The 21954-nt window shown below is 73.1% G+C and carries 23 protein-coding genes, 1 tRNA gene and 1 other RNA gene; 10 read left to right on the top strand and 15 right to left on the bottom strand.

Going from position 1 to position 21954, the window contains the following annotated elements; all coding sequences use genetic code 11:
- Positions 1-155: 155 nt before the first annotated feature.
- Positions 156-461, top strand: a complete 306-nt coding sequence (locus ACUW6W_RS01460) for an antibiotic biosynthesis monooxygenase family protein (RefSeq protein ID WP_010078879.1) — start codon at positions 156-158, stop codon at positions 459-461.
- On the opposite strand, the gene ACUW6W_RS01455 is transcribed toward ACUW6W_RS01460, so the two are convergent.
- Positions 377-2371, bottom strand: coding sequence for a heavy metal translocating P-type ATPase (locus ACUW6W_RS01455; protein WP_228070473.1), 1995 nt, complete (start codon positions 2369-2371; stop codon positions 377-379). The genes ACUW6W_RS01460 and ACUW6W_RS01455 overlap by 85 nt on opposite strands.
- Before the next feature lie 31 nt (positions 2372-2402).
- Complete coding sequence (locus ACUW6W_RS01450; protein WP_069941174.1) at positions 2403-2630, bottom strand: heavy-metal-associated domain-containing protein; 228 nt, start codon at positions 2628-2630, stop codon at positions 2403-2405.
- 163 nt (positions 2631-2793) lie between these two features.
- On the opposite strand from ACUW6W_RS01450, the gene ACUW6W_RS01445 reads away from it, so the two are divergent.
- Positions 2794-3495, top strand: coding sequence for a Crp/Fnr family transcriptional regulator (locus ACUW6W_RS01445; protein WP_227717897.1), 702 nt, complete (start codon positions 2794-2796; stop codon positions 3493-3495).
- Positions 3496-3589: 94 nt separating this feature from the next.
- On the top strand, positions 3590-4231 hold the full coding sequence (def, locus tag ACUW6W_RS01440; RefSeq protein ID WP_060974043.1) for a peptide deformylase: 642 nt from the start codon (positions 3590-3592) through the stop codon (positions 4229-4231).
- A gap of 82 nt (positions 4232-4313) precedes the next feature.
- Here the strand turns inward: def and ACUW6W_RS01435 are convergent, their stop codons facing one another.
- Positions 4314-5759 (bottom strand): glyceraldehyde-3-phosphate dehydrogenase, encoded by a 1446-nt coding sequence (locus ACUW6W_RS01435; protein WP_230277806.1) that lies wholly within the window; start codon positions 5757-5759, stop codon positions 4314-4316.
- A gap of 144 nt (positions 5760-5903) precedes the next feature.
- Between ACUW6W_RS01435 and rnpB the strand changes: the two genes are divergently transcribed.
- An RNA gene (rnpB, locus tag ACUW6W_RS01430) (RNase P RNA component class A) lies at positions 5904-6282 on the top strand.
- A gap of 21 nt (positions 6283-6303) precedes the next feature.
- Here rnpB and ACUW6W_RS01425 read toward each other — a convergent pair.
- Positions 6304-6618, bottom strand: a complete 315-nt coding sequence (locus tag ACUW6W_RS01425) for a hypothetical protein (RefSeq protein ID WP_060974041.1) — start codon at positions 6616-6618, stop codon at positions 6304-6306.
- A gap of 98 nt (positions 6619-6716) precedes the next feature.
- Between ACUW6W_RS01425 and ACUW6W_RS01420 the strand changes: the two genes are divergently transcribed.
- Positions 6717-7514 (top strand): YaaA family protein, encoded by a 798-nt coding sequence (locus tag ACUW6W_RS01420; protein ID WP_060974040.1) that lies wholly within the window; start codon positions 6717-6719, stop codon positions 7512-7514.
- Between the two features lie 34 nt (positions 7515-7548).
- Here the strand turns inward: ACUW6W_RS01420 and ACUW6W_RS01415 are convergent, their stop codons facing one another.
- The 3 genes from ACUW6W_RS01415 to ACUW6W_RS01405 all read right to left on the bottom strand — a co-directional run bounded on the left by ACUW6W_RS01415 (position 7549) and on the right by ACUW6W_RS01405 (position 10301).
- Positions 7549-8559, bottom strand: coding sequence for a reverse transcriptase-like protein (locus tag ACUW6W_RS01415; RefSeq protein WP_060974039.1), 1011 nt, complete (start codon positions 8557-8559; stop codon positions 7549-7551).
- Between the two features lie 81 nt (positions 8560-8640).
- Positions 8641-9375: a zinc ribbon domain-containing protein gene (locus ACUW6W_RS01410; RefSeq protein WP_122054245.1), complete on the bottom strand. Its 735-nt coding sequence runs from the start codon at positions 9373-9375 to the stop codon at positions 8641-8643.
- Complete coding sequence (locus tag ACUW6W_RS01405) at positions 9372-10301, bottom strand: Nif3-like dinuclear metal center hexameric protein (RefSeq protein ID WP_060974037.1); 930 nt, start codon at positions 10299-10301, stop codon at positions 9372-9374. Before ACUW6W_RS01405 ends, ACUW6W_RS01410 begins: the two co-directional genes overlap by 4 nt.
- Positions 10302-10414: 113 nt before the next feature.
- On the opposite strand from ACUW6W_RS01405, the gene msrA reads away from it, so the two are divergent.
- From msrA to epsC, 3 genes are all read left to right on the top strand, one after another.
- On the top strand, positions 10415-10996 hold the full coding sequence (gene msrA, locus ACUW6W_RS01400; RefSeq protein ID WP_069941180.1) for a peptide-methionine (S)-S-oxide reductase MsrA: 582 nt from the start codon (positions 10415-10417) through the stop codon (positions 10994-10996).
- An 89-nt stretch (positions 10997-11085) separates the two neighbouring features.
- Positions 11086-12021, top strand: a complete 936-nt coding sequence (gene cysK, locus ACUW6W_RS01395; protein WP_010078892.1) for a cysteine synthase A — start codon at positions 11086-11088, stop codon at positions 12019-12021.
- Between the two features lie 43 nt (positions 12022-12064).
- Positions 12065-12652: a serine O-acetyltransferase EpsC gene (gene epsC / locus ACUW6W_RS01390; protein WP_036340179.1), complete on the top strand. Its 588-nt coding sequence runs from the start codon at positions 12065-12067 to the stop codon at positions 12650-12652.
- Positions 12653-12671: 19 nt separating this feature from the next.
- On the opposite strand, the gene gndA is transcribed toward epsC, so the two are convergent.
- From gndA to ACUW6W_RS01375, 3 genes are all read right to left on the bottom strand, one after another.
- A complete protein-coding gene (gene gndA, locus ACUW6W_RS01385) occupies positions 12672-14234 on the bottom strand; it encodes an NADP-dependent phosphogluconate dehydrogenase (RefSeq protein WP_127435314.1) in 1563 nt (520 codons plus the stop codon).
- 81 nt (positions 14235-14315) lie between these two features.
- Complete coding sequence (gene ppk2 / locus ACUW6W_RS01380; protein ID WP_010078895.1) at positions 14316-15230, bottom strand: polyphosphate kinase 2; 915 nt, start codon at positions 15228-15230, stop codon at positions 14316-14318.
- A gap of 205 nt (positions 15231-15435) precedes the next feature.
- Positions 15436-15936, bottom strand: coding sequence for a hypothetical protein (locus ACUW6W_RS01375; RefSeq protein WP_036312781.1), 501 nt, complete (start codon positions 15934-15936; stop codon positions 15436-15438).
- Positions 15937-16074: 138 nt separating this feature from the next.
- Between ACUW6W_RS01375 and ACUW6W_RS01370 the strand changes: the two genes are divergently transcribed.
- Positions 16075-16659, top strand: a complete 585-nt coding sequence (locus ACUW6W_RS01370; protein WP_454179659.1) for a hypothetical protein — start codon at positions 16075-16077, stop codon at positions 16657-16659.
- Here ACUW6W_RS01370 and ACUW6W_RS01365 read toward each other — a convergent pair.
- From ACUW6W_RS01365 to ACUW6W_RS01345, 5 genes are all read right to left on the bottom strand, one after another.
- Entirely contained in the window at positions 16646-16990 is a 345-nt protein-coding gene (locus ACUW6W_RS01365) for an AzlD domain-containing protein (RefSeq protein WP_060974034.1), read from the bottom strand. The genes ACUW6W_RS01370 and ACUW6W_RS01365 overlap by 14 nt on opposite strands.
- The gene (locus ACUW6W_RS01360; protein WP_127445798.1) at positions 16987-17826 is read right to left on the bottom strand and encodes an AzlC family ABC transporter permease; all 840 of its coding nucleotides are present in this window, start codon (positions 17824-17826) and stop codon (positions 16987-16989) included. Before ACUW6W_RS01360 ends, ACUW6W_RS01365 begins: the two co-directional genes overlap by 4 nt.
- A gap of 75 nt (positions 17827-17901) precedes the next feature.
- Positions 17902-17975 (bottom strand) — tRNA-Val (locus tag ACUW6W_RS01355).
- Positions 17976-17990: 15 nt separating this feature from the next.
- Positions 17991-18497 carry a redoxin domain-containing protein gene (locus ACUW6W_RS01350; protein WP_041105380.1) on the bottom strand — a complete coding sequence of 169 codons (507 nt, stop codon included), beginning with the start codon at positions 18495-18497 and terminating at the stop codon, positions 17991-17993.
- Entirely contained in the window at positions 18490-18921 is a 432-nt protein-coding gene (locus tag ACUW6W_RS01345) for a DUF3052 domain-containing protein (RefSeq protein ID WP_041105382.1), read from the bottom strand. Before ACUW6W_RS01345 ends, ACUW6W_RS01350 begins: the two co-directional genes overlap by 8 nt.
- Before the next feature lie 254 nt (positions 18922-19175).
- Here ACUW6W_RS01345 and aceE point away from each other — a divergent pair, with 254 nt between their 5' ends.
- On the top strand, positions 19176-21926 hold the full coding sequence (aceE, locus tag ACUW6W_RS01340; RefSeq protein WP_159228119.1) for a pyruvate dehydrogenase (acetyl-transferring), homodimeric type: 2751 nt from the start codon (positions 19176-19178) through the stop codon (positions 21924-21926).
- Positions 21927-21954 lie beyond the last annotated feature (28 nt).

Raw genomic sequence — 21954 nt, 5'->3', positions numbered from 1 at the left:
CAGCGCGAGGGCGAGCGCCGCGACCGCGAGCGCGACGGGGACGACGCCGCCGGGCATCAACCGCTCGACGGATCCCCGGTCCGCTGCCGGGCGTAGAGTCGGCCGGTGAGGGCGTCGACCCGACGCCGCACCCCCGCCGACGAGGAGGCCAGCCCATGTCCGTCGTGAAGATCAACGCCATCAGCGTCCCCGAGGGCGCCGGCCCGGAACTCGAGAAGCGGTTCGCCGCCCGCAAGCACGCGGTGGACCAGGAGCCGGGCTTCGAGGGCTTCCAGCTGCTCCGGCCCACCGCGGGCGAGGACCGCTACTTCGTGGTCACGACGTGGGCGTCGGAGGAGGACTTCCAGCGCTGGCGGGACGGGCGCATGCCCGCCGCTCACGCCGCCGAGCAGGGCGGCCGCCCGGCGCCGGTCGCCACGGGCGCCGACCTGCTCGAGTTCGAGGTCGTGGACCTGGGCTGACCCGGGCGCCGCAGCAGGCGCATCGCGTTCACGATGACCAGCAGCACGGACGCCTCGTGCACGAGCATGCCGACGGCCATCGTGACGCCGCCGGCGAAGACGCCGGCCAGCAGGGCCACGACGGTCACGAGGGAGATCGCGATGTTCTGCCGCATCACCCGCACCGTGCGCCGGGCCAGATCGAGCGCCTGCGGCAGCCGCTCGAGCCGGTCGCCCATCAGGGCGATGTCCGCGGTCTCGATGGCCACACCGGAGCCGGCCGCGCCCATGGCCACGCCGATGTCCGCCGTCGCCAGGGCCGGGGCGTCGTTGACGCCGTCACCGACCATCGCGACGACGCGGCCCTCGGCCTGCAGGGCCTCGATCGCCTCGAGCTTGTCCTGAGGCAGCAGGCCCGCCCGTACGTCGTCGACGCCCACCTGCCGGGCCACGGCCTGCGCGACGCCGGGCTGGTCGCCGGTCAGCATCACGACCTCGCGGACGCCGATCCCGTGCAGCGCCCGGATCATGCCCGCGGCCTCGGACCGGAGGGTGTCTGCGATGGCGAGGACGCCGAGCGGGATGCCGTCGACGACGACCGCCACCGGGGTCCGGCCCGCCTCCGCGAGCTCGGCCGCGACGGTCTCGACCCGGTCGGTCGCGGCCGGATCCACGCCGCGCTCGCGCAGCAGCGCCACGTTGCCCACGGCGACGACGCGGCCGTCCACCTCGCCGGTGAGCCCGCGGCCGAGGACGACGTCCACATCGGTGGCCAGCGGGCCGTCCAGCAGGCCGCGGTCCCGGCCCGCCGCGACGACCGGCGCGGCCAACGGGTGGTCCGAGGCCGCCTCGAGCCGTGCGGCCCAGCGCAGCACCTCGTCCTCGGCCCCGGGTTCGAACGCGACGACGTCTGTCAGCTCGGGGGTGCCCGAGGTGAGGGTGCCGGTCTTGTCGACGGCGACGGCGTCGACCTTCGCGGAGCGCTCGAGGAACTCCCCTCCCTTGATGAGCACGCCGTCCTTGGCGCCGCGGCCGATCCCCGCCACGATCGCGACCGGGATGGAGATCACGAGGGCGCCCGGGCAGCCGATGACCAGCAGGGTCAGGGCCAGGGGGACGTCCCGCGTGATCAGACCGGTCGCGAAGGCCAGCACCATGATCGCCGGGGTGTACCAGCGGGAGAAGCGGTCCATGAACCGCTGGGTCCGAGCGCGGGCCTCCTGCGCCGCCTCGACGCGGTGGATGATGCGCGCCAGCGTGGTGTCGGCGCCCACGCCCCGCGCCTCCACCTGCAGCAGGCCTGCCGTGGCCACGGTGCCCGCGTACACGGCGTCGCCGTCGGTCTTCTCCGCCGGGATGGACTCGCCCGTGATGGATGCCTCGTCCACGGCGCCGACCCCGGTGAGCACCACGCCGTCCACCGGCACCCGGGCGCCGGCCTTGACGAGGACGGTCGCGCCGGGGGCCACCTCGTGGGCGGGCACGGTGCGCTGCGTCCCGTCTGCGTCGACGACGACGGCGGTCTCGGGCGCCGTGGACACGAGGTCCGCGAGCGCCGAGCGAGTCTGAGACAGGGTCGCGTCCTCGAGGCCGTGGCCGAGGGCGAAGAGGAAGGTCACGGCGGCGGCCTCCCAGAAATTGCCGAGCAGGGACGCGCCGATCGCGGCGGTGGCGACGAGCAGGTCGATGCCGACGGTCTTCACCCGCAGGGCGGCGATCGCGTCGCGCGCGATCGGCAGGCCGGCCACGACGGCGGCGGCGAGCATCAGGCCCGCCGCCACGAGGTGTCCGGTCCCGTGGGCCAGCTGCTCGGGCGCCAGCACGAGTGAGACGGCGATCAGCAGGCCGGCCGCCACGGGACGCCGCCAGCGGCGGGACAACGTGAGCCGGGCACGGGTGCGGCCCGGACGTGTGACGGCGAGGGTGGGCATGGCGGGCTCCGTTCGTCGGGGGCGGGCGGGGTCAGAAGGCCGACAGCCGGGCGGTGTAGCCGACCTTGGCGACGGCCTCGACGAGGTCCTGGGCAGTGGTGGTCTGCGGGTCGTGGTCGACCTCGATGCGCTGGGTCTCGAAGTGGACCTGCGCGCCGGTCACGCCGGGCAGGGCGTCGAGGGCCTTCTCGATCTTCCGGACGCACGAGGGGCAGCTGAAGCCCTCGGCGCGGAGCAGGGTGCGCGTGGTGGGGGTCATGGTCACTCCAGTCGGTCGTCACCGGCGCGGCCGCCGGTGAGGCTGAGCGGACGGGGCGGGCGCCCGGTCCGATCCCCGTCCTCCGGGGATGTCACTGACGCTACGAAGGGGACGGCGGGTACGCCTTGACCGCGGTCAAGCCGCCGTGTGGGAGGCTGATGGCGTGCGTATCGACCTGCCCCTCATCCCCGTGGATGAACCAGAGCCGTGCGCGGCCCGGGTCCCGCTGTTCACCGGGCTGGATCTGGAGCAGCTGCGCCGGGTCTCCGCCCTGGCGCGGCCGCTCGTGCTCGAGGCCGGCGATGCCCTGCACCTGGCCGGTGACCGCACGGACCGCCTGTGCGTCGTGCACAGCGGCCGCCTGGCGCTGACGCTCGGCTCAGCGACCGGCCGGGAACGCGTGGTGCGGATGGTCGAGCCGGGGGACTCCGTGGGCGAGCACGAGTTCCTCACGGGCGAGCCGGCCCGGCATGGGGCGCGCGCCGTGGCCGCGACCCGCCTGTGCACCTTCTCCCACGCCGAGGTCGCCCGACTCCTGGCCGAGCATCCGGGCATCGGGGGACGCGTGATGCGGACGCTGGCCGTCCGCCTGGCCGAGGCTGAACAACGGCTGGCCCGGGAGCATCAGCCTGTCACCGCACGGATCGCCGGACATCTGCTCGGCCTGCCGGCCCTCCGGGACGAGGCCGACCTCGTCGTGGTGCTGGCCGCGCCGAAGAAGGACGTCGCCTCGCTGCTGGGCACCACCCCCGAGGCGTTCAGCCGCGGGCTGCGCCGCCTCGCCGACGACGGCCTGATCGCCATCGAGGGCCCGCGGGTGACGCTGCTGGACCCGGAGGCGCTGGAGGCCCTTGCCGCGGAATGACCGCCGTCGTCGTGGTGTCGCCGGCGGTAGGCTGGGGACTCCCCCGTCCCCCTACCCACGCAGGCCCGCAGCCCGGGCCGGGAAGCGCAGTGCCATGGCCTCCATCCGTCCCATCACCGTCTACGGCGAGCCCGTGCTGCACCGGCGCGCGGCCGAGGTGGAGGTGATCGACGACGAGATCCGCGAGCTGATCGAGGACATGTACGTCACGCAGGACGCCGCGCACGGCGTGGGCCTTGCCGCCCCGCAGGTCGGGGTCGGGCTGCGGATCTTCACGTGGACGTTCCCGGACTCCGGCGATGCGCCGAACGTGGGCCACGTGATCAACCCCGTGCTGACCCACCTGGACAAGGCCCCGCGGGAGGACCCGCACCCGGACGAGCACACCGAGGGCTGCCTCTCGGTGCCCGGGCTCGGCTTCCCCCTGCAGCGCCCGACCCGCGTGCGCCTGTCCGGCCAGCGCGTGGACGGTGAGATGTTCGAGTTCGAGGCCGAGGGCTGGTTCGCGCGCATCATGCAGCACGAGTACGACCACCTCAACGGCACCCTCTACGTGAACCGGCTCGAGGGCAAGTGGCAGCGGCGCTGGAAGCGCGCGCAGCGGGCCGAGCGTCTGAACGTGCCCGGTGTGACGTGGCTGCCCGGTACCGACGAGGACCCCTTCGGCCACGACGCCGACGACCACGCGGACCACGAGCACGGCCCCGACGGCGACCACGGGCCCAAGGAGGACTGAGCCTCGGCTCGACGTCCGACCCGGTCGGCACACGACGACGGCCCGTCCCCTCCGCGGGGACGGGCCGTCGGTCGTCGGCGGGTCAGGCCTGCGGGAAGGCGGGGACCTGCTGGCCCGCCATCTTCTCCACCACGCGGATCACCTGGTGCGAGTAGCCGTACTCGTTGTCGTACCAGACGTAGAGGATGGCGTTCTTGCCGTCGTTGTTCACGAGGGTCGCCAGGCCGTCCACGACGCCGGCGCGGTCCGAGCCGACGAAGTCGGTGGACACGACCTCCGGGGAGTCCACGTAGCCGACCTGGCCGCGCAGGGGGCCGGTGAGGGACTCCTGCTTCAGGCGGGCGTTGAGCTCCTCCACCGAGGTGGGCTTGGTCAGCTCCAGGTTCAGGATGGCCATGGACACGTCCGGGGTGGGGACGCGGATGGCGTTGCCGGAGAGCTTGCCCTTGAGCTCGGGCAGGGCCTTGGCCACGGCCTTGGCGGCGCCGGTCTCGGTGAGCACCATGTTCATGCCGGCGGCACGGCCACGACGGGCGCCCTTGTGGAAGTTGTCCACGAGGTTCTGGTCGTTGGTGTAGGCGTGCACGGTCTCCACGTGGCCGTGGTCGATGCCGTAGTCGTCCTGGATGACCTTGAGCACCGGGGTGATCCCGTTGGTGGTGCAGGAGGCCGCCGAGATGATGGTGTCCTCGGGCGTGATGTCGTCCGAGTTCACGCCGTACACGATGTTCTTCATCTCGCCCTTGCCCGGGGCGGTCAGCAGGACCTTCGCGGCGCCCTGGGCCTGCAGGTGCTGGGACAGGCCCTCGTCGTCGCGCCAGCGTCCGGTGTTGTCGACGACCAGCGCGTCCTTGATGCCGTAGCAGGTGTAGTCCACCGTGGTCGGGTCGTTCGAATAGATGACCTGGATCTCAGTGCCGTTGGCGGTGATCACGTCGCGGTCCTCGTCCACCACGATCGTCCCGTCGAACGGGCCGTGGATCGAGTCGCGGCGCAGCAGGGAGGCGCGTTTGATCAGGTCGTCCTCCGAGTTCTTGCGCACGACGACGGCACGCAGGCGCAGCTTGGAGCCACCGCCGGCGTGGTCGAGGAGGATGCGGGCCAGCAGGCGGCCGATGCGACCGAAGCCGTAGAGCACGACGTCCTGGGTCTCGCCCAGGCCCTCGCCGGCCTTGCCCTTGACCTCGGCGAGCTCGGCGTCCAGGAAGGCCTGGACGTCCTGCCCCGAGGCCTTCTGCTTGGCGGCCAGCTCGGCCAGGTCGATGGTGGCGGCGCCCAGGTCCATCGCAGCCATGGCCTCGACCAGGGGGTAGGTGGACTCGACGCTCAGCGGAGCCTGCTGCACGCGGCGGGCATAGCGGTGGGCCTTGATGATGTCGATCACGCCGCGGTTCACGAGGGAGCGCCCGTAGATCGAGGTGACCACGTTGTGCTCGCGGTACAGGGTGCCCAGCAGGGGGACCATCTTCTCCGCGAGCTTCTGCTGCGTGTTCCACTCGGGGGTCTGGGTCGAGGCGGTGTCTGCCACGGGAGTCCTTCCTTGAAACCTGGCGGGGCCGTCCTGGGCAGGCCCCATCCCCCGACCTCGTTGTCGGCGGACGCCTCCATTCTAAGTGAGGACACGTCCGGAGCGCCCCCGCGGCCTCGGCGGGGCGTAGACTGGTCGGTCGGGACGGATCGGCGGACGGCCGCGTGCCCCTGCGGGGGTGCGAGGAAAGTCCGGGCACCGCAGAGCAGGATGGTGGACAACATCCACCCGGGGCGACCCGCGGGCCAGTGCCACAGAGAGAAGACCGCCTCCGCGCCGTGTGCGCGGCGGTAAGGGTGAAAGGGTGGTGTAAGAGACCACCAGCGGCCCCGGTGACGGGGCCGGCTCGGTAAACCCCATCCGGTGCAAGGCCGAACAGGACGCGTCACGAGGGCTGCTCGCCCCAGCGTCCGGGTTGGCCGCTCGAGCCCGTCAGCGATGGCGGGCCCAGATGGATGGCCGTCACCTCGCGCGGGGCAACGCGCGCGAGGCACAGAACCCGGCTTACAGCCGGTCCGTCCCGCCTCACGGCCCCCGGCGGGGGTCAGAACCCCTCGTCGTCGAGGATCCGCTCGAACTCGAGCTCCACCACGTGCTCGCGCTCCCTCTTGTCCAGCAGGCGGTACCCGTACGACTCGCCGATCGAGACGACCTTCGCCAGGCTCGGGCGTCGCCGATCCCGCGGCCATTCGAGCGTCACCCGGTCCTGCCCCGTGAAGGTGCGCTCCCGCAGGCGCTGCTCCACGGCCGAGGCATGCGTGCGCTCCCGCCCGCTGGAGCGGACCCCGAGCCACACGGCGGCCGCGATCACGAGCAGGACGAACGGGTACACCACGCCGAACACGTTCATGGCGGTCATCGGGCGACTCCTGGTATGCGGGGCGGCTGTGCGGACCCCACCACTGTGCCAGGTCCGGACGACGACGTCGGCCCGGGGCGCCTGGCTAGGCTGGCCCGGTGCTGATCCTGCTGCCGCCCTCCGAGGGCAAGACCGCACCCCGCTCCGGGGCCCCGCTCGACCTCGACGCCCTCGCCCTGGCCGACGACGCCGCGGTGACGGGCGCCCGCGCGGACCTGCTCACGCGGCTCGCCGCGGTCTCGGCCGCCCCGGATGCCCTGACGACCCTCGGCGTCGGGGCGTCGCTCGCCGGCGAGGTCGAGGCGAACACGCGCCTGGCCGTCGCCCCCGCCGCGCCCGGTCACCGGGTGTTCACGGGCGTGCTCTTCGACGCGCTCGACCACGCCTCGCTGTCGGCGGCGGCGAAGCGCCGCGCCCGCTTGTCCGTGCTGGTCTTCTCCGCGCTGTTCGGCGCCACCGCGCTGGCGGACCGGATCCCCGCCTTCCGGCTGTCCGTCGGCGCGAAGCTGCCGGGGCTGCCCGGGCTGGCCGCGCACTGGCGCCCCGTCCTGACCCCCGCCCTCGACGCGCTCGCCGCACGGGACAGCGGGCCCGTCGTCGACTGCCGCTCCGGTGGCTACGCGGCCCAGTGGCGGGCACCGGCGGAGCGGACCCTCGCGGTCGACGTGTTCCAGCTGCGCGACGGCGAGCGGACCGTCGTCTCGCACTTCGCCAAGCACACCCGCGGCCTCGTGGCCCGCGCGCTCCTGGAGGCGGGGGCGCGGGAGACCTCGACGCTGGACCGCGTCGCGGACGTGGTCGCACGGGCCGGGGACGGCCCCGGCTGGGAGGTCGAGCTGGCCCGGCCGTCCGGCGGCAAGCCCGGCGCGCTGCGGGTGATCCTGCCCGAGGGATGATCCCGGACGAGGCGCGCCCTGCCCGGACGCAGCCTCAGTCCTCGACGGCCACCAGCTCCACCTCGAAGCCGTCCGCGGTCTCGAGGTAGGCGGCGTAGTGGTCCGCTCCCCCGGCGTGCGGGTGGCGGTCCTCGAAGAGCAGGCGAAACCCCCGGCCGCGCGCGGCGGCGGTGAGCTCGTCCACGCGGGAGCGCGACCCGGCCCGGAAGGCCAGGTGGTTCAGGCCCGGGCGGGTGCGCTCGTGGGCGCCCGCGGCGACGTCGGGCCCGGCCTCGAGCACGAGGTATTCCCCCGCGCCCTGGTACGTCCGGCCCTCGGCCCACCCCTCGCCCGGCACGTAGCCGAGCTCGCCGAACAGCCAGCCGAGGCTCGCCTCGGCCGCCGCGAGGTCGGCGACCCAGATCTCCACGTGGTGCAGCCGGCCCGTGGGCGCGGGCGCCGGGGTCGCACCCTCCGGCGAGGCGACGGCGTCGGGCCCGTCCGCCTCCACGGCCCGGACGTCCGCGTCCGCGTCGAGGCCGGACCCGGCCACCGCCGATGCGGGGGTCGTGGACGCCTCCGCGGCGGTCGACCCCGCGGCCGCGGGGGCCGCGACCGGCACCTCGGACGCGCCCGCGTCCCATTGGCCGCCCCGCGCGCCGGCGTCCATGGCCTCGTTGGAGAGGCGGTCGGCGTCCTTGTTCCGGTTGCGCGGGATCCATTCGTAGGTGACGCGCTCGGGGGGCAGCACGGACCGGGCCTCGGCCGCGAGGCGCCGCATGTCCTCGTGCTTGATCTTCCACCGCCCGGACATCTGCTCCACCACGAGCTTGGAGTCCATCAGCACGTGCACCCGCGCCTCGGGGTCGAGGTCCCGGGCCATCCGCAGCCCGGCCACGAGCCCGGAGTACTCGGCCACGTTGTTCGACGCCTTCCCCAGCGGGGCGGCGTCGGTCCGGAGGATCTCGCCCGTGGCCGGGTCGCGCACCAGGGCACCATAGCCGGCGACGCCGGGGTTGCCCCGCGACCCGCCGTCGGCCTCCACCTGCAGGACTCGTCCGCTCACCGTGCGCCTCCTCGTGTCCGTGGTCGCGCCGTCCGACGCGGCCCCCCACTCTACTGATCGCGCCGGGGGCGGGGCCCGGGGTCAGTCCCGGATGAGGATGGCGCCGGACTCGGGGCAGCGGGCGACGGCGGCCGGCGGGAGGGCCCGGATGCGCGCGACCTCCGCGGGCGACAGCTCCGTGCCCGCGGCCGCGGACCGGTTCCCGACGAGCCGGGCCGCGCCGATGCCGCCGTTGCGCTCCCGCGCCTGCTCGTACAGGGCCAGCAACGACGCGGGAAACTCCGCGGCCAACGCCGCCCGGCGCTGGATGAGGTCCCGGCCACGCTGGGTCACGGCCTGCCCCTCGCGGCGCACCTCCGCCGCGCGGGCCTCGACCTCGGCCCGTGCCTGCTCCAGAGCGGCGTGGCCCTTCGCGAGCCGGGACTCGGCGGCGTCGGCGGTCTCCATGGCCTCGAGCGCCGCGGCCTCGTGGTCATCGAGCAGTGCGGTGAGCGTGTCGTCCTCGTGCTGCATGGCCTGCAGCTCCTTGGACCCGCCCTGGCCCGCTTCGAGCCGCTCCCGGGTCCGGTCCCGACGGGCGCGGGTGGCGGCGGCCTTCTCGGTGGCCTCGGCTCCCGCCCGGTCGGCGGTGCGGGCGGCATCCTCGAGGCCGGGCAACGCCTCCTCGAGTTCCAGCGCGCGGGCGCGCAGCCGGGCGTGCTCCGGGTCCGCCTTGAGCCGACGGACGGCGGCGCGGGCCTGGTCCAGGGCCGTGTCGAGCTCCTGCAGCTCCAGCAGCCGGGCCTGGACGGCCGGCGGTGCGGTGACCTCACTCATGCGTGACTCCCCTCGTCGGCCCGCTCTCCCCCGACCAGGAAGTCCCAGGGGTCGCTGCGGTGATCTGAGAACAGGGTGGTGACGCCCAGTCCCCGCTCCGCCAGGGCGGCCTCCAGGGCGCGGGCGCCGTGCTCGAGCCATAGGGACTCGCTCGCCCAGTGCGAGACGTCCACGAGCGCGGGACGTCCCTCCCCCGGCGCGGCCGTCTCCCGGGCCTCCGAGGCCGGGTGGTGGCGCAGATCGGCGGTCACGTAGACGTCCGCGCCGGACGCGCGGACCGCGTCGAAGAGGCTGTCTCCGGCACCGCCGCACACGGCGACGCGGCGGATGCGCTGGGCGGGGTCGCCCGCCACGCGCACGCCACCGGCCGTGGCGGGCAGCGCCGCGTGCACGGCCCGGGCGAAGGCGGCCAGGTCGGTCTCCTCAGGCAGGTCGCCCACCCGGCCGATGCCTTCGGCCCCGGTGCCGGCGGCGGAGGTCGTCAGGGGCGAGAGCGCTCCGATGACGCCGACGGCACGGGCCAGCACGTCCGAGACGCCGCCCACGACGGCGTCGGCGTTGGTGTGCGCGGCCAGCAGGGCGACGCGGTGCTCGATCAGGGTGTGCAGCAGGCGGCCCTTCGCGGCGGCGGCATGCCCGACGGCGGCCACGGACGAGGTCCCGCGCAGCAGGAGCGGGTGGTGGGTGACCACGAGGTCGGCCCCGCGGGCGACGGCCTCGTCGGCCACGGCCTGCACCGGGTCCAGCGCCCACAGGACGGTCCGCACCGGGGCCTCCGGGCGCCCGGCCACCGGCCCGACGGCGTCCCACGGCTCCGCCAGCTCCCGCGGCCACAGCCCCTGGACGACCTCGAGGACCTGCCCGAGCGTCGGCGGGGCCAGGGCGTGCTCCGGCGAGGCGGGGACGGTGGGACGGGACACGGTCATACCGGCCATGATGGCCCACCCGGCCCGGGCACGCACGACCCGGCTGCCCTGGGTGAGGGCACGGCGCGGCGACGTCGGGAATGAAAAGCGCGGGCCGCGTTGCTGTGCCTGCCATGACCGACTCCCCCCGTACCGAGCCCCTCGGCGCCTCCGACGCGCCCGCCGACGTCCGCGAGCTGACGCTCGCCGGCGGCTGCTTCTGGTGCCTCGACGCCGTCTACCGTCGCGTGCGGGGCGTGCTCGCCGTCGAGTCCGGCTACACCGGAGGCGACGACCCCGCCCCGAGCTACGAGTCCGTGTGCACCGGGACCACCGGCCACGCCGAAGCGGTCCGCGTGCGCTTCGACGCCGCCGTCGTGCCGCCCGAGGTGATCATGGACCTGTTCTTCACCAGCCACGACCCCACGTCGTTGAACCGCCAGGGGGCCGACGTCGGCACCCAGTACCGATCGGCCGTCTTCGCCCATGACGAGGCCGAGACCCGGTTCTTCGCGGACGAGATCGCCCGGGCGCAGGCGAACTATGACAGCCCCATCGTCACACGCGTCGAGCCGGCGTCCGCGTGGCACCCGGCCGAGGACATTCACCAGGACTTCTATGCGCGGCGCCGTTCCAACGGATACTGCCGTGTGGTCATCGATCCGAAGCTCGCGAAGGTGCGCCGGAACTACTCCGCGTGGCTCGTGGACGCCTGAGCGGCGCCGCGGCTCGATAGCCTGACGCAGGAACACCCACTAGATCGCCCGCGCCCCGAGGCGCACCACCACCCCCCGGAGGTACCACCATGGCCCGCATCCTTGACGACATCACCCAGGCGGTCGGCGGCACGCCCCTGGTCCGGCTGAACCGCCTCGCGAAGGACCTGCCCGGCGACGTCGCCGTGAAGGTCGAGTTCTACAACCCGGCCAACTCGGTGAAGGACCGCATCGGCACCGCCATCGTCGACGCCGCGGAGGCGGCCGGCGAGCTGACCCCCGGCGGCACCATCGTGGAGGGCACCTCGGGCAACACCGGCATCGCCCTGGCCATGGTCGGCGCGGCGCGCGGCTACCGCGTGATCCTGACCATGCCCGAGACCATGTCCACCGAACGCCGCGTGATGCTCAAGGCGTTCGGCGCCGAGATCGTGCTGACCCCCGGTGCAGACGGCATGCGCGGGGCCCTCGAGCGCGCCCAGGAGATCGTCCGCAGCACCCCGAACTCCATCTGGGCCCAGCAGTTCGCGAACCAGGCCAACATCCAGGCCCACTACACGGGCACCGGCCCGGAGATCTGGGACGCGTCCGAGGGTGCCGTGGACGTGTTCATCGCCGGCGTCGGCACCGGCGGCACCATCACGGGCGCGGGCCGGTACCTGCGCGAGCAGAAGCCGGACGTGAAGCTCATCGCCGTCGAGCCGGCCGACTCCCCCATCCTCTCCGGCGGCCAGGCCGGCCCGCACAAGATCCAGGGCATCGGCGCGAACTTCGTGCCGGAGATCCTGGACACCGACCTCTACGACGAGGTCTACCCGGCCACCTTCGAGGAGTCCATCGAGACCGCCCGTCGGCTCGGGACCGAGGAGGGCATCCTGGGCGGCATCTCCACCGGCGCGATCATCTCGGCCGCCCTCAAGGAGGCCGCCAAGCCCGAGTCCGAGGGCAAGCTGATCGTCGCCATCGTGTGTGACTTCGGCGAGCGCTACATCTCCACCGCCCTCTTCGAGGACATCCGCGGCTGACCGCCGCCCGCTCACCGACCGCACCGACCCGAAGGGGCCGCCCGTGGGACTGTTCTCCCGCATCAAGGAAGACATCGCGACCGTCCGCAGCCATGACCCAGCGGCGCGCGGTGACCTCGAGGTGGCCCTCGTCTACTCGGGTCTGCACGCAGTGTGGGCGCACCGCGTCGCGCACCGGATGTGGCGGCATGACCGGCTGAAGATGCCCGCCCGCGTGCTCTCGCAGGTCACGCGGGCGGCCACGGGCATCGAGATCCACCCCGGCGCGTCGATCGGTCGTCGGTTCTTCATCGACCACGGCATGGGCGTCGTGATCGGCGAGACCGCGGAGATCGGCGACGACGTGATGCTGTACCACGGGGTCACCCTCGGCGGCCGCTCCCTGGCCAAGGTGAAGCGGCACCCCACGCTGCGCGACGGCGTCGTGGTGGGGGCCGGCGCCAAGATCCTCGGACCCGTCGAGATCGGGGAGGGAACGGCGGTGGGCGCCAACGCCGTCGTCGTGAAAGACACCCCCGCCGACGCGATCGCCACCGGCGTGCCGGCCACCGTCCGACCGCGCAAGGGCCCGTCCGAGGGCAAGCCGCTCGTGGACCCCGCGGAGTACGTGGACCCGGCCCTCTGGATCTGAGGGCCGGGTCCACGCCGGGTCAGTCCTGCGTGGGGTCGCCCTCGGTCGGCTGCGGCATGACGACGGGCACGCCCTCGCCGTCCACCTCGGTGCGGTCGCCGGACCACAGCGTGTGGAAGGAACCTTCGCGATCGACGCGCAGGTAGGTGTGGGCGCCGAAGTAGTCGCGCTGGCCCTGCACGAGGGCGGCCGGCAGGCGGTCGGCCCGCAGGCCGTCGTAGTACGCCAGGGCCGAGGAGAACACCGGCACCGGCACGCCCGCGGCGACGGCGGTGCCGACGACGCGGCGCCAGGCCGGCAGGGCCTCGGCGATCGCCTGGGCGAACTCGGGGGCGAAGAGCAGGTTGAGCGGCTGGCCGGGGGCGCGGGTGCCCGGCGCCGGGTGGCGGGAGGTGTCGCGGCCGCCGAAGGCCTGCATGATCACGTCGAGCAGGTCGGCGCGGATGATGCAGCCGTCCCGCCACAGCGAGGCGATGGTGCCCAGGTCCAGCGACCAGCCGTACTCCTCGGCGGCGGCGGCGAGCATGTCCATGCCCTGCGCGTAGGCCACGAGCTTGGAGGCGAACAGCGCCTGGCGCACGTCCTCCACGAACGTGTCCGTGTCCTGCGGGGCGCGCTGCGCCTCCTCGTCGACGCCGGCCGCGAGGGTCTCACGGGCGACCTGGCGCACCGCGCGCTGAGAGGACAGCGAGCGGGCGAAGACGGACTCGGCGATCGCGGCCACCGGGGAGCCGACGTCGAGACCCGAGATCGCGGTCCAGCGGCCGGTGCCCTTCTGCCCGGCCTCGTCCACGATCACGTCCACGAGCGGGCGGCCCGTGGCCGCGTCCACCTGGGCGAGCACCTCGGCCGTGATCTCGATGAGGTAGGAGGCCAGGTCGGTCTGGTTCCACGCCGTGAACACCTCGGCCTGCTCGGCGGGCTCGAGGCCGCCCACGCGGCGCAGCAGGTCGTAGGCCTCGCCGATGACCTGCATGTCCGCGTACTCGATGCCGTTGTGGACCATCTTCACGTAGTGGCCGGCGCCGTCCGTGCCGACCCAGGCGCAGCACGGCTCCCCCTCGAACTGCGCGGAGATCTTCTCGAGCATCGGGCCGAGGGCCTCGTAGGACTTCTCCGGACCGCCGGGCATGATCGCCGGACCGTGCAGGGCACCCTCCTCGCCGCCGGAGACACCGACGCCCACGAAGTGCAGGCCCTTCTCGGCGAGGGCCGCCTCGCGGCGGCGGGTGTCCTCGTAATGGGAGTTGCCGGCGTCGATGACGATGTCGCCCTCGTCCAGCAGGGGGACGAGCTGGTCGATGACGGCGTCCACGGGGGCGCCCGCCTTGACCATGATGAGCACCCGGCGCGGCACGGCGAGGGACTGCACGAGCTCGGCGAGCGTCTCCGTCGCCACGAACGCACCCTCGTCACCGTGCTCGGCCACGAGCTGGTCCGTGCGGGCCCGGCTGCGGTTGTGCAGGGCCACCGTGTAGCCGTGGCGGGCGAAGTTGCGGGCGAGGTTCGCGCCCATCACCGCCAGGCCCGTGACGCCGATGTCGGCGGCGCCGACGGGGACGGTGGTGGTCTGCTCGGTCATCGCGGGTGGCCTCCTGTGGCTCGGACGGTGGGACGGGCCGTGCCGGACACGGACCCGCCCCCCAGCCTACGTCGACCGCGGTCAGTCCCCCACGGCGTCGCGGCCGCGGCGCACGATCAGCGGGTCCGGGGTGCCGACGACCTCGTGGTCCTTGCCCTCGTACTCGAACTGGGACAGGAAGTAGCGCATCGCGTTGAGGCGGGCCCGCTTCTTGTCGTTGGAGCGGATGGAGATCCACGGGGCGTGGTCCGTGTCCGTGTGGAGGAACATGGCCTCCTTGGCCTCCGTGTACGCCTCCCAACGGTCCAGGGACTCGAGGTCCATGGGCGAGAGCTTCCACTGGCGGACCGGGTCGATCTGGCGGATCGCGAAGCGCGTGCGCTGCTCGGTCTGTGTCACGGAGAACCAGAACTTGGTGAGGTGGATGCCGTCGTCCACGAGCATCTTCTCGAACAGCGGCACCTGGTTCATGAAGCGGCGGTACTGCTCGTCCGTGGCGAAGCCCATCACGCGCTCGACGCCGGCGCGATTGTACCACGATCGGTCGAACAGCACGATCTCGCCCGCCGTGGGGAAGTGCTGGATGTAGCGCTGGAAGTACCACTGGCCGAGCTCGCGGTCCGAGGGCTTGTTGAGGGCCACGACGCGGGCGGTGCGGGGGTTCAGGTGCTCGGTGAAGCGCTTGATGGTGCCGCCCTTGCCGGCGGCGTCGCGGCCCTCGAAGACGATGATGTGGCGCTGGCCGGTGTCCTCGCCCCAGTACTGCAGCTTGAGCAGTTCGATCTGCAGGCGGTACTTCTCCAGCTCGTACTCCTCGCGCGTCATGCGCGTCTCGTACGGGTAGTCCTCCCTCCACGTCTCCACGGCACGGCCCTGCGGATCGATCAGGTCGGGATCGTTGGTGTGGCCGTCCGAGACGGTGTAGCCGCCGTCGCGCAGCTTGTCGATGAACTCGCGGAGGTTCTCGCGGGGGGCGTCGGGCTGCAGCAGCTCCATGGACCGTCTCCTTCACTGGGTGCGTCACCGTGCCCGTCCGTCCCCCTCCTCGGTACGACGGCGGCGGGCCGCGGCCTGTGCTCTGTCCACCATTATGGGCGGGCGGCGGACGAGGAAGCCGGGCCCGGCAGCGCAGCCGGGTGAACAGCAGGTGAACCCTGGGAGGCGAACGGTCACGACCCCGGGCCGACGAACGCCGGCCGGCTCAGCCGCGCGGGCCGACGCCCAGGAGCTCGTCGATCGCCGCGACGGCGGCACGCGCCGCGTCGACGTCGGCGAACTGGGCGACGGCGTCGTCGTACCGGCGGTGCCCGGGAAGCTTGAGGCCGACGGAGGCGCCGTCCGTGGCGGGGAGGATCCAGATCCGGCCGCGCGGCTCGACGTCGCGCTGCTCGGCCACGTCGGCCTCCTCGAACTCGCGGTCGTAGCCGGCCCACTCGATACCGGGCCGCGGGGTGTCGGCACCGTCGAGGACGTCACGGCCGCCCATGCGGAGACAGGTGACGGACTGCAGGAGCGCGTCCAGGGTGCGGGCGGCGGCCTTGCCGGCCAGCTCGTCCTGGAAGAGGGCGAGGATGGACCATTGCCCGTCCTGGAGGAAGAGCATGGTCTGCTGCGCCTCGCCCCCGGTGATGACGGCGAGGTGACGGGCGGCGCCGTCGGGACGTGCGGGCAGCTTCCAGAAGCCGAGGGGGGTCGCGGACATGCGCTCCACCCTAGTGCGCCCCGGACGCCGACGACGCGCCGCTGCCCGGCCCCTGCCCCGCATCCCGGGTTGAGTTGTCGCGGGTGCGCGGGCCCGTCACCCGCGACAACTCAACCCGGGATGCGGGAGGGTGGGCCGATGGGCCTGCTCCGCGACCTCCTCACCCGCCGCTCCGCCCGCGACCGCTCCTCCGACCCGACGGCGACGCTCGGCCGACACCTCGACAACGCCGCGGCGATCGTGGCCGCCGCACGCCGGGCGGACGTTCCCCTCGCGGTGGCGGCGGCCCTGGCCGAGCTCGAGTCCGGCGGCCGGAACGTCTTCGGGCACGACGCCGGCGGTGTGCACAGCGCCCCGCGCGGGACGGACGTCCTCGTGACCCGGGAACGCTACGAGGAGCTCGTGGCCCGGGTGGCGCAGGGTGAGAAGTCCAACGGCGTGGGGCCCGCGCAGATCACGTGGCCGCCGTACTTCGCGCAGGCGGCGGAGCACGGCCTCCACCTGTGGGAGCCGGAGGACAACCTGGCCTTGGGGCTGGAGATCCTGCGCGGTCACCTGCGCGGCGACCTCTCCGCGGAGGGGATCGCCCGGGCGGGGACGCTCTACAACGCCGGGACGCTGTCAGACGGGGTCACCGCCTACGGCCGGCGCCTCGCCGCGGCGACCCGCGCATGGGCCGAACGCCTGGGCGAATCCGCCCCGCCGCCGGTCAGGCCAGGTTGACCAACAGCACGTACGCCAGCGTGCCGGCGGCGATCGAGACCAGGGTCCGCCGCCCGGCCAGCAGATGCACGACGACTGTCACCGCCGCCGCGATCAGCGCGTGGGCCACCCGCGTCCCGTCCACGGGCTCTCCAGGGGCCAGCGCCGCGGCGTCGAGCAGCATCACGAGGGCCAGGATGGTCAGCACGCCGGCAGGCATCCACACCGCCAGCCGCGCGGCGAGCACGGACTCCCGCAGCGGCTGCAGCAGTGCGAACGGCACCGCGCGCAGGCAGAAGGTCACGAGGCCCGCGACGACGGCCGCGGCCACCAGGTACGCGGCGCCGGTCATCGGGGGTCCTCCTCGACGCCGGGCTCGGCATCCGTGACGGCCCGCTCCCCCGCCGCGGCGACGACGGGCACCGGCCCGGTGACGGGCACGGGCTCAGGCAGCGGCAGGGCGGTCCCGCGCGCGGCGAGCACGTGGAACGCGATCAGCACCGCGGCGTAGAGGGCGAAGGCGACGACGAGCACCTGCGCGGGCGCGAGCAGCAGAGCCACCCCGACGGCGACCGCGGCCGCCAGCACGAGGGGCAGCTGGGCCCGCGTGCGGGCGGCGTCCATGGCGAGCACGATGAAGAGGGCGACGAGCGCGAACTCGAGGCCCTCGACCGGCACGGGCAGCAGCCACGCGACGGCCACCCCGGCGAGGCCCCCGAGCACCCAATACGCATGCAGCGCGATCTGCATGGCCAGCAGCCGGGGCGCCGTCCAACCGCGGGGCTGGGCGGCGGCGATGGCGTAGGCCTCGTCGATCAGGGCGCCCATCGAGTAGATCCGCGCGAGGCGCCCCCGGACCACGCGCAGCGGGAAGCTGAACGCATAGAACACGTGGCGGAAGTTCACAAGGAACACCGTCACGGCGATCGTGAGCAGCGGCGTGCCCGCCACCACCAGCGAGACGAGCAGCAGCTCGACGGACCCGGCGAACACGACCACGGAGAACAGGGGTGCGACCCACGCGGGCAGCCCGGCCTGGACCACGAGCATCCCGAAGGCCACGCCCAGGGGGAACAGGCCGAGGCCGGCGCCCAGCGTCACGGCGACGCCGGAGCGCACCTCGGCCCACCGCGAGGGCGGAGCGAAGGCGCGCGAGGACGCTGACGAGGAGCCCATGATGGTGAGCATGCTCTCATAGGCGCCTGACGGGCGGTCGGCATGACGGAGCCGCGGCGTCACGCCGTGTCATGGCCCCGCGATCGGTGCACCCGGAGGGACTCGAACCCCCGACCCTCTCGGTGTAAACGAGATGCTCTGACCGACTGAGCTACAGGTGCCGGTGTCCGTCCAGGCTACCGGTGAGCGAGCAGGTCGCGCGTCGCCGCCTCGTGCTCGCCCCGGGTGCGTGCCTGCCCCGGGGCGGCGACCACGCGCGCGACCTCGACCCCGTCCGCGTCGAGCAGCATGGAGACGCGGCGGGGCCGCCCGGTCTCCGCGTCGAAGACGTCGAGGGCACGGCAGGCCGCGCCGTGGGGCCAGAAATCGGAGAGCAGGGTGAGCGGCTCCGGCAGTGCCAGCTCCTCGCGGACGCGGCGCAGCACGGGGGCGGCGTCACACGAGACCACGCGGACAGCCACATCGTCGACCGCCACGTCCCCGGCGAGCGCCCCGAGCCAGCCGAGCTCGTCCGTGCACACCGGCGTGAACGCCCCGGGCAGGAAGACGAGCCACGTGCCCCGCGGCGCGGCCGCGTCCTGGGGCCCGCGCGTCGGCGGCCACGGCCACCTCTGGCCGTGGTCGTCGCGCAGCGCGGGGACGACGTCGGCGCCCCGCGTCCCGCCGGACGGGGGCTCAGCCACCGCGCTTCTGGACGAGCTTCTGAGCGGCCCAGTCCTCGGAGGCACCGGCCCCGGTGGTGGCGTGCAGGCCCGCGGTGGAGGCGGCCTCGGCGACGTCCGCCGGGCTGACGTGGCCGGGGCGCCCCTTGCGGGGGGTCATGATCCAGACGGGGCCGGCATCGAGGGAGCGCTGGGCGTCCACGAGGGCGTCCGCGAGATCGGTGACGTCGCCGTCGTCCGCGCGCCACCAGAAGAGGACCGCGTCCGCCGGCTCCTGATCCTCCTCGGTCAGCAGCTCCTCGCCGAGCGCGTCCTCGAGCGCGTCACGGAAGGTGACGTCGACGTCGTCGTCGTACCCCCACTCCTGCACCAGGTCGCCCCTCGAGAGGGCGAGCTCCGCCAGCAGGGCGCTGTCCGTCGAGGTCGGCGTCGACCCAGCCTGCATAGTGTCCGGTCCTCCTTGATGGTGGCGGGCACTGCGGCCCGCGCCGTCGAGCGGGTGATGATGACCACCATACGCCGTGGACGCCGCCGTTCCGGGGCCTCCGGCCGGGCGGACGCGGCGGCTCCGGTCTACTCTGGGGAGGAACAGACGCACTCTCCGGGCGACGCGCCCGGCTCGGCGTCGCGGGCCCGGACCGGATCGTCTGCCCGCAGCCCACCGCGGAGCACCCCTCCGCACGAGAACCAGGAGGCACCGTGAGCGCAGCCGAAGAGAGCTCGCAGATCCGCAGCGGTCTGACCGACCAGCTCCCGGACAAGGATCCCCAGGAGACGTCGGAGTGGATCGAGTCCCTCGACGGACTCATCGAGGAGCGCGGCACGGAGCGGGCGCAGTACATCATGCGCTCCCTCATGCAGCGCGCGAGCGCCCAGTCCGTCGCCCTGCCCTACGTGACCACCACGGACTACGTGAACACGATCCCGGCGGACCAGGAGCCGGAGTACCCGGGTGACGAGGAGCTCGAGCGCCGCTACCGCAACTACCTGCGGTGGAACGCCATGGCCCTCGTGCAGCGCGCCCAGCGCGACGCCGTCGGCGTCGGCGGCCACATCTCCTCCTACGCGGGCCAGGCGACCCTCTACGAGGTGGGCCTGAACCACTTCTTCCGCGGCCAGGACCACCCGGGCGGCGGCGACCACATCTTCTTCCAGGGCCACTCCTCGCCGGGCAACTACGCCCGCGCGTTCCTCGAGGGCCGCCTGACCGAGCAGGACCTCGACGGCTTCCGCCAGGAGAAGTCCCGCCAGGGCCACGCCCTGCCCTCCTACCCGCACCCGCGGATGATGCCGCACTTCTGGCAGTACCCCACCGTGTCCATGGGCCTGGGGCCGATGAACGCCATCTTCCAGGCGCAGACCAACCGGTACCTGCACAACAACGGCATCAAGGACACCTCCGACCAGCACGTGTGGGCCTTCCTCGGCGACGGCGAGATGGACGAGCCCGAGTCGCGCGGTCAGCTGCACGTCGCGGCCAACGACAAGCTCGACAACCTCACCTTCGTGATCAACTGCAACCTGCAGCGTCTCGACGGGCCGGTGCGCGGCAACGGCAAGATCGTCCAGGAGCTGGAGTCCTACTTCCGGGGCGCCGGCTGGAACGTCATCAAGGTCCTGTGGGGCCGCGAGTGGGATCCGCTGCTCGAGGTCGACGACGAGGGCGAGCTCGTGCGCATCATGAACGAGACGCTCGACGGCGACTACCAGACCTACAAGGCCGAGTCCGGCGGCTTCGTGCGCGACCACTTCTTCGGCCGGTCCTCCGTCACCAAGGAGATGGTGGCGGACATGACCGACGACGAGATCTGGGGCCTCAAGCGCGGCGGCCACGACTACAAGAAGGTCTACGCCGCCTACAAGGCCGCCATGGAGCACAAGGGCCAGCCCACCGTCATCCTGGCCCACACCATCAAGGGCTACGGCCTGGGCAAGTCCTTCGAGGGCCGCAACGCCACGCACCAGATGAAGAAGCTGACGGTGGACGACCTCAAGGTGTTCCGGGACCGCCACCGCATCCCGATCTCGGACGAGCAGATCGAGAAGGACCCGTACAACATCCCGTACTACCACCCGGGTGCCGACGCCCCGGAGATCAGGTACATGATGGAGCGGCGCAAGGAGCTGGGCGGCTTCGTGCCGGAGCGGCGCAGCGACTACCACGCGATCCCGCTGCCCCCGGAGTCCGCGTACAAGCAGGCCCGCAAGGGATCGGGCAAGCAGCAGGCCGCCACGACCATGGCGTTCGTGCGCCTGCTCAAGGACCTGATGCGGGACAAGAACATGGGACCGCGCTTCGTGCCGATCATCCCGGACGAGGCCCGCACCTTCGGCATGGACTCGTTCTTCCCGACCGCGAAGATCTACAACCCCAAGGGGCAGAACTACCTGTCCGTGGACCGGGACCTGTTCCTGTCCTACAAGGAGTCCCCGCAGGGGAAGATCTACCACGTCGGCATCAACGAGGACGGCGCCACCGCGGCGTTCAACGCGATCGGCACGGCGTACTCCACGCACGGCGAGCCGATGATCCCGGTGTACATCTTCTACTCGATGTTCGGCTTCCAGCGGACCGCGGACAACATCTGGGCCGCAGGCGACCAGCTCGCGCGCGGCTTCATGATCGGCGCCACCGCCGGGCGCACCACCCTCGCCGGCGAGGGCACGCAGCACATGGACGGTCACTCCCCCGTCCTGGCGTCCACGAACCCGGCCGTGAAGCACTACGACCCGGCGTACTCGTACGAGATCGCCCACATCGTGCGCCAGGGCCTGGAGGACATGTACGGCGACCACGACCGTGGGGACGACGTCCGCAACGTCATCTACTACCTCACGGTGTACAACGAGCCGATCACCCACATCGAGGAGCCCGAGGGCCTCGACGTGGAGGGCCTGCTCAAGGGCATCTACCGTCTCTCCGAGGGCCAGGGCGACGGCCCGAAGGTCCAGCTCCTGGGCTCCGGCGTCTCCGTGCCGTGGGCGCTCGACGCCCAGCGGATCCTCTCCGAGGAGTGGGGCGTGAACGCCTCCGTGTGGTCGGTGACCTCCTACAACGAGCTGTACCGCGACGCCGTCGCGGCGGAGAAGGACGCCCTGAAGGACCCGTCCGCCACCCCGCGCGTGCCCTACGTGACGCAGGCGCTGCAGGGGGCCGAGGGCCCGATCGTGGCCACCTCGGACTACTCCACCTCGTGGACGAACCAGATCCGCCCGTTCGTGCCGAACCGCTTCTCGGCGCTCGGCGCCGACGAGTTCGGCTTCGCGGACACCCGCGCCGCCGCCCGTCGGTACTTCCTCATCGACACCCACTCGATGGTGGTCCGCGCGCTGCAGCTCCTCGAGGAGGAGGGCGAGGTCGAGCGGGGCACGGCCGCGAAGGCGCACGAGAAGTACCGCCTGGACGACGTCAACGCCGGCACCACCGGCATCGCGGGCGGCGACGCCTGACCCGCACGACGCGGGGAGGCCGACGCCC

Source organism: Micrococcus sp. 093350064-1, assembly GCF_053627955.1.
The sequence above is the reverse complement of the archived record's forward strand: the minus strand, read 5'-3'. Positions and strand labels throughout refer to the sequence as shown.